Origin of the sequence: uncultured Flavobacterium sp., assembly GCF_963925185.1 — a bacterium.
Taxonomy (GTDB): Bacteria; Bacteroidota; Bacteroidia; order Flavobacteriales; family Flavobacteriaceae; genus Flavobacterium.
Window position 1 is genome coordinate 32,791 of record NZ_CAWURC010000037.1, and the last position, 11,909, is coordinate 44,699.

7 protein-coding genes are annotated in these 11,909 nt (G+C 34.7%); 4 read left to right on the top strand and 3 right to left on the bottom strand.

All coding sequences use genetic code 11. The features are described 5' to 3' along the window. Positions 1-17: 17 nt before the first annotated feature. Complete coding sequence (locus AABM59_RS08770) at positions 18-1,328, bottom strand: MFS transporter (protein WP_338408589.1); 1,311 nt, start codon at positions 1,326-1,328, stop codon at positions 18-20. Positions 1,329-1,464: 136 nt separating this feature from the next. On the opposite strand from AABM59_RS08770, the gene nhaC reads away from it, so the two are divergent. Further along, entirely contained in the window at positions 1,465-2,925 is a 1,461-nt protein-coding gene (gene nhaC, locus AABM59_RS08775) for a Na+/H+ antiporter NhaC (protein ID WP_338408590.1), read from the top strand. A gap of 195 nt (positions 2,926-3,120) precedes the next feature. On the opposite strand, the gene AABM59_RS08780 is transcribed toward nhaC, so the two are convergent. Next, the gene (locus AABM59_RS08780) at positions 3,121-6,033 is read right to left on the bottom strand and encodes an FAD-linked oxidase C-terminal domain-containing protein (protein ID WP_338408591.1); all 2,913 of its coding nucleotides are present in this window, start codon (positions 6,031-6,033) and stop codon (positions 3,121-3,123) included. Between the two features lie 227 nt (positions 6,034-6,260). On the opposite strand from AABM59_RS08780, the gene AABM59_RS08785 reads away from it, so the two are divergent. From AABM59_RS08785 to AABM59_RS08795, 3 genes are read left to right on the top strand one after another with little or no spacing between them, the layout of a single operon-like run. Then, positions 6,261-7,784, top strand: coding sequence for a family 10 glycosylhydrolase (locus AABM59_RS08785; RefSeq protein ID WP_338408592.1), 1,524 nt, complete (start codon positions 6,261-6,263; stop codon positions 7,782-7,784). Positions 7,785-7,803: 19 nt separating this feature from the next. Then, entirely contained in the window at positions 7,804-9,075 is a 1,272-nt protein-coding gene (locus AABM59_RS08790; RefSeq protein ID WP_338408593.1) for an MFS transporter, read from the top strand. Between the two features lie 11 nt (positions 9,076-9,086). Continuing rightward, on the top strand, positions 9,087-10,679 hold the full coding sequence (locus tag AABM59_RS08795; protein ID WP_338408594.1) for a glycoside hydrolase family 3 N-terminal domain-containing protein: 1,593 nt from the start codon (positions 9,087-9,089) through the stop codon (positions 10,677-10,679). A 67-nt stretch (positions 10,680-10,746) separates the two neighbouring features. On the opposite strand, the gene AABM59_RS08800 is transcribed toward AABM59_RS08795, so the two are convergent. Continuing rightward, a partial coding sequence (locus AABM59_RS08800) for a peroxidase family protein (RefSeq protein ID WP_338408595.1) occupies positions 10,747-11,909 on the bottom strand: 1,163 nt, incomplete at its 5' end.

An 11,909-nucleotide genomic window follows, 5' to 3' on the forward strand; every position in this document is an offset into this window, starting at 1 on the left:
TTATGTATTAAAAAATATTAATGATTCGTAGGTTTCGTTTTTTTCATAAAACTGAGCACAAAGTAACCGAGCAAAAAGAAAATTGCTAGAATAAAAATAGAATTCCGCATCGAATTAGTTATGGAACCCACAAAACCAAAAATAAAAGTTCCTAAAACAATGGCCATTTTTTCGGTAACATCATAAAAACTAAAGTAAGTAGCGTGATCTTCAGTTTCCGGCAATAATTTTGAATAAGTGGAGCGTGATAAAGATTGTATTGCGCCAAATACCATTCCTATAGAGGCTGCAACTGAATAAAATTGCAAATCAATATATTTGCTTTCCTTGTCTAATAAATATACTGCAAAACAAATTAAACCCCATATTGCAATAATAAGTTTTAGTGTTTTAATGTTTCCAATACTTTCGGAAATTCTTGAAAAGAGATAGGCTCCAAATATAGCAACTAACTGAATTACTAAAATGGTAATTATCAATTGACTCGTTTCAATTCCCAATTCAATTTTTCCATAAATTCCAGCAAATAAAATGATGGTTTGAACACCTATGCTGTAAAAGAAAAAAGCTGTCAAAAATTGTTTTAAAAAAGTATGGTGTTTTAAACTTTTTAGAACTTCTTTCAGTTCTCTTATCCCTTTAAAAATATAATCTTTTCGTGGTTTTTTATTAAATACATTATTAGGAAGATAATAAAATGTGACTTGTGCAAAAGACATCCACCAAATTCCAACAGATAAAAACGAAATTCTCGCTGGTAATGTTGGATCAGATATCCCATACCATTCTGGTTTCATTACCATTGTTAAGTTAAAAGTGAGTAAAATTACCGACCCAAAATAGCCGAAGATAAATCCCTTTGCACTCACTCTATCGTGTTGTTCAGGAAAAGCAATTTCTGGCAAATACGAATTGTAAAAAACAATACTGCCCCAAAAACCAATGCTTGCGAATATTGTTCCCAAAATCCCTATCCACAAAGTATCTTGGTCTTTGAAGAAAAATAAAACCATCACAGAGAGCGAACCTAAATAACAAAAAAACTGCATAAATCGCTTTTTATTTCCCGTATAATCTGCAATCCCAGATAATATTGGAGACAAAAAAGCAACTATCAAAAACGAAAATGACAAAGAATACGAAAGCAATGTGGAATTATGAAATGAGGTGCCTAAAAAATTTACCATTCCACCATTCGAACTTGTTACAGACTCGTAATAAATGGGAAATACTGCAGTGGCAATTACTAATGAATAAACCGAATTTGCCCAGTCGTAAAAAGCCCAAGCATTGATTAATTTAGGACTTCCTTTTGATAATTTTTCCATTTTTGATATTTTATTAATTTCAAATATAGTTAAAAACAATTCATTAAAATTAAATTAACTTTTAACCTTAAAAAATTTGTCAACAATTTCAAAATAAATTATTAATCATTTTTTTTATATATTGCAAAAAAAAACAATGGATACAAAAATCATAAATAATAAAGAACTAACTATTTGGGAAGCCTTAATACCAGTTGTTGCGTTAATCGCAATCCTTGCTTACAATGTACTAATAGCTTTTAGTGGTCCAGACGATGATCCATTAGCAGGTAGTAATCAGTTTGTATTACTACTGGGTGCAGCTGTCGCAGTTATCGTTGGACTTTTTAATAAAGTGCCTTTTAAAAAAATGTTAGATGAAGTCGCTGAAAACATTAAATCAACCTCCAGTGCCTTTCTAATTCTTCTGATGGTTGGAGCATTAGCTGGTACTTGGTTGATTAGTGGTATTATTCCATCAATGATTTATTATGGTTTACAAATATTAAGTCCTGCAATATTTTTACCCGCAACAATGGTTATTTGCGCTATAATATCAATAGCGACTGGAAGTTCTTGGACAACTTCTGCCACAGTGGGTATTGCTTTAATTGGAATTGGCGGCACCATTGGCTTTCCATTAGGAATGGTTGCTGGAGCGGTAATTTCTGGTGCTTATTTTGGTGATAAGCTTTCTCCTATGTCAGACACAACAAACCTTGCTCCTGCCATGGCTGGTACCGATTTGTTTACTCATATTAAATACATGACTTTAACCACTATTCCAACATTTATTATTTCTTTAATCTTATTTATAATATTAGGGTTAACGGTTGAAATTCATGGAAATGCAGATACCTCTCAAATACTTTTAGACATTGAAAAATCATTTAATATTTCGGGTTGGTTATTTTTAGTTCCTCTTATTGTTATTGGATTAATCTTCAAAAAAACAGAACCTCTAATTGCTCTATTTGTTGGAGTTCTTTTAGGGGGGATTTTTGCTTTAATTTTTCAACCCCAAATTATCAATCACATTTCTAGTGTAGACAGTATGACATTTAAATCTGGCTACAAAGGTGTCATAAATGCTATTACTAACGAAACTATCATACCAACAGAAAATGAAAGTTTAGTAAAACTTTTCAAGGCAAAAGGAATGAGTGGAATGCTTGGAACTATTTGGCTAATTCTTTGTGCCATGGTTTTTGGTGGCGTTATGGATTCCATTGGTGCTTTATCAAGAATAAGTCAAGCTTTATTAAAAATGGCAAAAACTACCTTTGGATTATTTGCTTCAACGGTAGGAAGTTGTTTAGCACTAAATATAACTGCTTCTGACCAATATTTAGCTATTGTCGTTCCAGGAAAAATGTTTGCAAAAGCATATAAAGACAAGGGTTTAGCTCCTGAAAACTTAAGTAGAACATTAGAAGATTCTGGAACAGTTACTTCTGTATTAGTGCCCTGGAATACTTGTGGTGCATATCAATCAGGAACTTTAGGTGTAGACACCTTTGATTATTTACCTTACGCATTCTTCAATATATTAAGTCCATTTATGACATTAATTTTCGCAGCATTTAATATTAAAATTAGACAATTATCCAACAAATAAATGTGGTTTTCCTATAATTTTAATGATAAATTTTGCTTATCCCTTTGCCAAAGTTTTAAACTTTGGCAAAGGTCTCAAAATCAGATGTGTCTTTTAGTCAAATTCTGTTTTTAAAATCTATTTTTTTGCTTACCATTAAAATTTCACTAAAACTATAAATATTTTAGATGCAAATTATAGTTTGGACAGTTTCATTCATAATTTCAAACAAGCCCTCAAAATAGTTGCTGGATGAAGTGCTTTTCGATTGGTTCCGTCAAAAATTTGATGACGACAACTTGTTCCGGCTGCTGCAATTGCTGTTTCAATATCAGTTGCTCGAATTTTTGGAAATAAAGTATCCTCACCCATTTGCATACTAATATCGTAATGCTCATTTTCGTAACCAAAAGACCCTGCCATTCCACAACAACCCGAATTGTATATTGTCACTTCGCTGTTTTTTGGTACATTTAACATTACAAATGTTGCTTCTACAGTACTCAAAGATTTTTGATGACAATGCCCGTGAATTTTTATAGATTTTTTAATCTCGGAGAATTGATCCGAACGAATTTTTCCTGACGTAATTTCTCTTTTGAAAAACTCTTCGATAGTGAGTGTGTTTTTAGCAATTTTCGCAGCACTTTCGTTGTCTTTTGCTAATCGGATGTATTCGTCCCTAAAAGTCAATATTGCAGAAGGTTCAACTCCAATTAAGGGTGTGTTTTCAGAAATTAAATCCTTAAAAATGGCCACGTTTTTATTGGCAATAGCCTGTGCTTCTTCTAGAAAACCTTTGGAAATATAAGCTCTTCCACTTTCTTCGTGATGGATCATTTCAACTTCATAGCCCAATCCTGTCAATAATTCATAAGTGTCAATTCCTACTGAAACATCATAATAATTAGTGAACTCATCACAAAACAAATAGACTTTGTCTTTTAAATTGCCGTTTAAATTGCCTTTGTGATTATCTTGATACCATTTTCTAAAAGTAGTTTTTGCCAATAATGGGACTTCTCTTTTTGGAGCAATTCCCATACTTTTCTTTACCAAAGATTGGTTTAAAACAAAATTTGTGAAACTCGGAAAAAGACTTCCCAACTTGTTTAAATTGGCATTATTGGCAAAGATTCTATTTCGGATAGAAAAACCATTTGATTTTTGATATTGGTACAAGAATTCCGATTTCAAAGCAGCAACATCCACATTACTGGGACATTCGCTGGCACAAGCTTTGCAACTCACACACAAATCGAAAACGTCGTATAGCTCTTTATGATTGAATTTATTGTCTTTTTCAGAATTTGTCAAATATTCTCGCAGCGCATTGGCTCTAGCCCGAGTCGTGTCTTTCTCGTTTCTGGTGGCGCGATAACTCGGACACAAAGTACCTCCTGCCGAAGGCAATTTTCTACAATCACCAGAACCATTGCATTTTTCAGCCAAACGTAAAACTCCTAAACTATCTGAAAAATCCTGAATAGTTTGAATATTAGGTTCCTCCCTGCCGGATTCTACCCGAAGGTTTTCGTCCATTTTTGAAGTGTTTACGATTTTTCCAATGTTTAAAATAGCATTAGGATCAAAGGCTATTTTGATGCGTTTGAGCAATTCATAATTTTTATCCCCAATCATAAACGGCAAAAACTCGCCACGCACTATTCCGTCACCGTGTTCCCCGCTCAATGAACCTCGATATTTTTTTACCAAATGCGCTACTTCAGTGGCAATAGTCCTAAATAAGACTAAATCTTCTTTTTTCTTTAAATTCAAAACCGGACGCAAATGTATTTCGCCCGCTCCGGCGTGTGCATAATAAATCGCTTCTTGATTGTGTTTTTTCATCATTGCTGCAAATTCGGCAATGTAATTAGGTAAATCGCTCAATTCAACTGCGGTATCTTCGATGGAATCGGCAGCTTTATTATCGCCAACGATACTTCCTAAAAGTCCTAATCCTGCTTTTCTAAGTTCGATAATTTTATCAATATCGGCTCCATATAATTTTATTAACGCATAACCAAAATTGTTTTTTTGTAAATCTTCTACTAAAGCATTGGCTTGATTTTCGGCATCTTCCATTGAATTTGAAGCTACTTCAAACATCATAATCGCCTTGGGATTTCCTTCTATAAAAAGTCTGTTTTTAGCTTGTTCCCGATTGTTTTTAGTACAGTCCAATATAGTGTCATCCATCATTTCGCAAGTGTACAAATGATGTTTCATTGCTACAACAACGGCTTCCAAGCTTTCTTGAATAGTATGAAAATGAGCCACAACCATAATGTTATTTGATGGAGGTAAATCATCTAATTTCAAGGTAATTTCCGTGGTAAAAGCTAAAGTTCCTTCGCTTCCGCAAAGCAATTTTCCAAGATTTATTGTGGGTTCCGTTCCTGAAAACAATTCCGATTTCAACAATAAATCTACTGCATATCCTGTATTTCTTCTGTGAATCTCCGGTTTTGGAAACTCGGCAACAATTTCTTTTTGGTTTTCAACATTCGAAAGTTCTTTGTAAATAGTATTATAAATTTCACTCTCGAGTGAACTTCCTTTTGTTTTTTCGATAAATTCATCTGAAAAAAGTTCGTTAAAAACTACCATAGAACCATCACTCAAAATGGCTTTAATCTCGACGATTTTATCCCGTGTCACACCATATCGAATAGATGTCGTTCCTGATGAATTGTTGCCCACCATTCCTCCCATCATACAGCGATTTGAAGTGGATGTATTGGGTCCAAAAAACAACCCATAAGGTTTTAAATATAAATTTAGCTCATCACGAATTACTCCAGGTTGCACCGTTATTGTCTTTTTATTGGCATCAAATGAAACAATCTTGGTGAAATGCTTCGAAACATCCACGATAATTCCACTTCCAACGGTTTGTCCTGCCAGTGAAGTTCCGGCAGTCCTTGGCGTTAATGAAATTTTTTTTTGGGTCGCAAAACGAATTAGTTTACCAATATCTTCGTAGTTTTTGGGATAAGCTACCGCAATAGGCATGATCCTGTAGGCAGAAGCATCAGTAGAATAAATAGTTTTATGGAGGTCGTCAAATAGAAGTTTTCCTTCTAATGATTCGGATAATAGTTGTAATTGAGATTGGGTTGGCATAAATAAATAATATTATTGACAAATATAAAAATATAGCGGTTAAAAATTTTATAAATTAGACAAGAAAGATAGAAATATTCAAAAACATTAGGTAAAGGAGTATATTATAATTCGAAAGTAATTTGGTGAAGAAATTACAACTACTACAAAATTGAATTTTATCAAAATTTTATTGGATAAACTTATCTAAAAAAACTACTTTTGATTTTTACATAATTACAATACAAATGAATCAATACAAGTGCTTGATATTACTGATTTCCTTTTTTATGCTGTCGTTTTCGAATGGAAGTGCACAAGAAATAGCAACCTATCCAAAGAATGAATTCCGAGCGATTTGGATTGCCACCGTTGCTAATATTGACTGGCCAAAAAGTAATATTGATGCTGTCGAAAAAGAAAAATCCGATTTTATCGAGATTTTGGACACCTATAAAAAAATGAATTATAACGCTGTAATTGTTCAAATTCGCAGTGTTGGTGATGCCTTTTACCCTACCCAATTAGCGCCTTGGTCCCGATATTTAACTGGAAAAGAAGGACAAGCGCCAAGTCCTTATTTCGACCCTTTGCAATGGATGATTACTGAAGCACACGCCAGAGGTTTCGAGTTTCATGCGTGGTTAAATCCGTATCGCGCCACGATGGATTTGAAAACAGAAATATTAAGTCCCAACCACGATTTTTTTAAGCATCCCGACTGGATGATTAAATATGGTGGAAAATACTATTACAATCCTGCTTTACCTGAAGTTCAAACACTATTGATTTCGGTTGTGAATGAGGTCGTGCAAAATTATGACATTGATGCCATTCATTTTGACGATTATTTTTATCCTTACAAGGTAAAAGGAGAAATATTCAACGATGCCGAATCTTTTGAAAAATATGGTGCCGGACTAAGCATAGATGACTGGAGACGCTCGAACGTAAATAATCTAGTAAAATATGTTTCTCTTTCCATAAAAAACATCAAACCTTGGGTACAATTTGGTATCAGTCCGTTTGGAGTTTGGCGTAATAAATCGATTGATCCAAAAGGTTCTGACACACAAGCTGGTCAAACCAATTATGATGATTTATATGCAGATCCATTGGCTTGGATGGAAAACAGTTGGATTGATTATCTGGTGCCGCAACTGTATTGGAGTATCGATCACCCAAAGGCTTCGTACTCAAAATTGTTAAAATGGTGGTCGGAAAACTCGAAAAACACGGCTATTTACATTGGTAACAGTACCTATAAAATTAACAGCGATTCCGACAAAAAATGGAGTAACCCTAACGAAATTCCGAATCAAATAAACATTACCAGATCCTATAAAAACATTCAGGGAAATGCCTTTTTTAGTGCCAAGTCATTTGTGAAAAAAAATCAGGTTGTAGCCGATCTTTTGCTGACAAATCAATACAAATATCCGGCGCTTCCTTATGCCGTGCCTAATTCAAAAAAGGTACTCATTGATTGCCCAGCAGTAAAAATCATTTCGAAAGACAGCCTTAATTCTAGTTGTACCATCAAATATCCAACGGATTTAAAGGTGCGCTATATTATGGTGTATCGTGCCAAAAAGACATTTACTATTGATATCAATAATCCGAGTCAAATCATTGAAAAGATAAATTTGGCAGCAAAAACCGATTCTATTTTGGTCACTATTCCAATGAAAAAAGTAGATGAAGAGAGCGCTTGTGCAATTACTTTCATCGATTATTATGGCAACGAAAGCGCAGCAACAATAATAAACTAACCAACCAAAAAAAATTACAATGAAAACAGACGCTAAGCCTTGGTATTGGATACCTGTTTTAAACTTTGCCTCTGGCTTGCCTTATGCAATCATAATTTCAGTTTCTGTGATTATGTACAAGAATCTGGGAATCAGTAACGAAGACATTGGAATTTACACAAGCTTATTGTATTTGCCTTGGGTCATCAAACCATTGTGGAGCCCTTTTATAGATTTATATTCTACTAAAAGAAAGTGGTTTTTGGCTATGCAACTATTGATTTCAATTGCCTTTCTAATTGTCGGGTTTACAATTCCAATGAGCAATTTTTTTGTACTGAGTCTGGCAATTTTTTGGGTTGCCGCGTTTGCTTCTGCTTCGAATGATGTGGCAAGCGATGGTTTTTATATGTTGGCTTTAGCCAAAGAACAACAATCCTTTTTCTTAGGAATTAGAAGTACCTTTTACCGTCTTTCCTTACTTACAGGAAATGGATTAATCGTGATTATTGCCGGTTTTTTAGAAGATAAATACGGAGACAAAACCAAAGCTTGGTCATATACAATGGTAATTGTTGGTTTCATTATGGCGGTTATTACAATTTACAATTATTTTTCTACTCCAAAAATTGAAACTACAAATACAGAAAAAAAATCCCAATCGACTCCGAAAGTTAGTTTTGGAGCGGTTTTTTCTTCTTTTTTTCAAAAGAAACAAATTGGCTTAATTCTATCTTTTATCTTGTTATTTCGATTAGGAGAATCTCAATTATTAAAAATGCTGACTCCTTTTCTTCTTGATGATAAATCAGTGGGCGGAATGGGATTAACTACTGAAGACATTGGACTCATATATGGCACCTTTGGTGTTATCGCACTTGTTATTGGTGGGATTTTAGGCGGAATTGTCATCTCTAAAGACGGTCTTGGCAAATGGATGTTGCCAATGATTTTGACAATGCATTTGCCAATAATTGGGTTTATCTTGCTTTCTCATTTTCATCCTGAATCAATATATTATATTTACGCTACTGTAATTTGCGAACAATTTGGTTATGGATTTGGTTTTGCTGCCTTTATGATGTTCTTAATTTACGTTGCTGATGGCGAATCGAAAACCTCCCACTACTCTATCGCTACCGGATTTATGGCTTTGGGAATGATGCTTCCCGGAATGTTGAGCGGTTATATACAGGAATATTTGGGTTATGGAAACTTCTTTATTTGGGTATTCATGGCAACAATTCCAGGATTAATTTTGTCACGATTTTTAATTTACCCAAGTGATTTTGGAAAGAAAACAGAAGCATAAATTTCTAACTAATGACAGCAGAACAAAAAATAGGACAATTCTTTTTTCCAGCCGTTTTCATCAATGATACCGAGGAAAACATTCAGGAAATGGAGCGTTTAATCAAGAAACACAACATTGGCGGACTGACATTTTTTCACAGTCGAGCCAGTGCGGCAACCAATTATGAAATCAAAAAAAAAGTTACCTTCAACGACAATAGTTTTGAACGTTTAAAGGAACTAGTAGTCCGATTCCAGAAATGCGCCACCACTCCACTCTTGATGAGCATTGATGCCGAATGGGGTTTGGCCATGCGGGTCGAAAAAACACCGCAATATCCTTACGCCATAACATTAGGGGCTTTGCCGGAAAGCGAAATCGAGTTGGTTTACGAAGTGGGAAAACAAACTGGTTTAGACTTGAAATCGGTGGGAATCCATTACAATTTGGCTCCTTTGGCAGACATCAACAACAATCCCAATAATCCTGTCATTGGCTATCGTTCCTTTGGTCAAAACAAAGAAAAAGTAGCGCTATTTGCACTAGAATATTTACGTGGAATGAATGATGTTGGTGTTTTAGGCTGTTTGAAACATTTTCCGGGACACGGAAATACCAGCGTTGATTCGCATTTGGGATTACCGGTATTGGAAGAAACTTTAGAACAATTGTTAGAAAATGAATTGGTTCCATTTATAAAAGGGATTGAGAACAATGTTGACTCTATAATGATAGGGCATTTGGCAGTTCCAGCCTTGAACGATGGCAAAAATACTTCGGCAACCTTGTCGAAATCCGTGATTGAAGACCTCTTGCGAACGCAATTGGGCTATGATGGTTTGGTTATTTCAGATGCATTAAATATGCACAGTGTTTCCAAATTGTATGAAACGAAAGGACAACTCGAATGGGAAGCCTTTAATGCCGGAAATGATGTGTTGTGTTTCGCCGAAAACGTAGCCGAAGGGATTCAGGAAATTCTTAAAAATGCTACTCCTGAAAGGATTGAGGCTAGTTTCAACCGACTGTGGAAATTAAAACAAAAAGCAGGAATAATAGATAGAAACACGGCTCCGCGAGGAAGTTTTAATTTTGAAACCACTTCTACTTTAAACCGTAAAATTGCAAATAATAGCATTACTAAAATTAAGGATAACCAAAATAGTTTATCTATTTTTGAAGCTAAAAATCATAATAAATTGGCTAAAATAAGCCTTTATAAAAACACGGACAATGAATTTTTTAAGGCGATGACACTTGCGCTTCCGGCTCCTGAATTTTCCCTTGAAAAGGCAGATAAACAGTTGATTTATGAGCTACAAAGAGAGTTGACTAATTTTGATACTATACTCATTTCTTTGTTTGTACCAAAAGCCAAGCCATTGCATAATTTTGATATTGAAGACTCCGTTTTAGCATTTTTGGGAACTTTATTTACCACCAAAAAATGCGTTTTATATGTTTTTGGTAATCCTTTTGTTTTGCAAGTGATTCCAAATATAGAAGCTACTTTAGGAATCATCCAAGTCTATCAAGACTTTGCTGAATTTCAAGAAAGTGCAGCGCATCAATTGCTAGAAAACTCGGCTTGCAAGGGAAGCTTACCCGTGATTATTGACTAATTTATATAATAAAAAAGGTGACCTATTACTAGACCACCTTTTAGAATTCAATTATAAATTGCTGTTATTAAGCCAAGTCGAAACGATCTAGGTTCATTACTTTATTCCAAGCAGCAATAAAGTCTTTTACAAATTTTTCTTTCGAATCGCTAGAGCCATAAACTTCAGCAATTGCTCTTAACTCAGTGTTAGAACCAAAAATAAGGTCAACACGAGTTCCAAACCATTTGATTGAACCGGAATTTCTATCAGTCCCAATAAAGGCATCATCAGCATCTGAAACGGCTTTCCAAGTTGTTGATAAATCCAATAAATTTACAAAAAAGTCATTTGTTAATGATTCAGGACGTTTTGTAAAAACCCCATTTTGAGATTGATCAAAATTTGTATTCAATACCCGCATACCTCCAACTAGAACTGTCATTTCTGGAGCTGTTAATGTCAACAATTGTGCTTTATCAAGTAACATTTCCTCTGCAGAAACAATATATTTAGTTTTAGAATAATTACGGAAACCATCGGCTAAAGGTTCTAAATATTGAAAAGATTTTACTTCGGTTTGTTCTAGTAAAGCATCATTTCTTCCTGCAATAAAAGGCACATTTATAGAAAGACCAGCAGTTGCAGCTGCTTTTTCTATTCCTACATTTCCACCAAGTACAATCAAGTCGGAAATGGAAACTTTTTTATCTGATTGAGAAGCATTAAAATCGCTTTGAATACTTTCTAAAACCCCTAAAACGGTAGCCAATTGACTTGGATTATTTACTTTCCAATCTTTTTGTGGCGCTAATCGAATTCGGCCTCCATTTGCTCCGCCACGTTTATCTGAACCACGGAAAGTCGATGCTGATGCCCAAGCAGTTGAAACTAATTGAGAAACTGATAAACCGGATGCTTGTATTTTTTCTTTTAACGAAGCAATATCATTGCTATCTATAGTTTTATAGGAAACTTTAGGAATTGGGTCTTGCCAAATCAAGTCTTCGGCGGGAACTTCAGTACCTAAATACAGTGCTTTAGGTCCCATATCACGGTGCGTTAATTTGAACCAAGCTCTAGCAAATGCATCGTCAAATTCAGCTGAATTTTCGAGGAAACGTTTAGAAATTTTTTCATAAATAGGATCAAATCGCAATGATAAATCTGTAGTCAACATCACTGGAGTATGGCTTTTAGATGAGTCAAAAGCATCCGCTACGATTCCTTTTCCAGCACCATTAGCTGGTC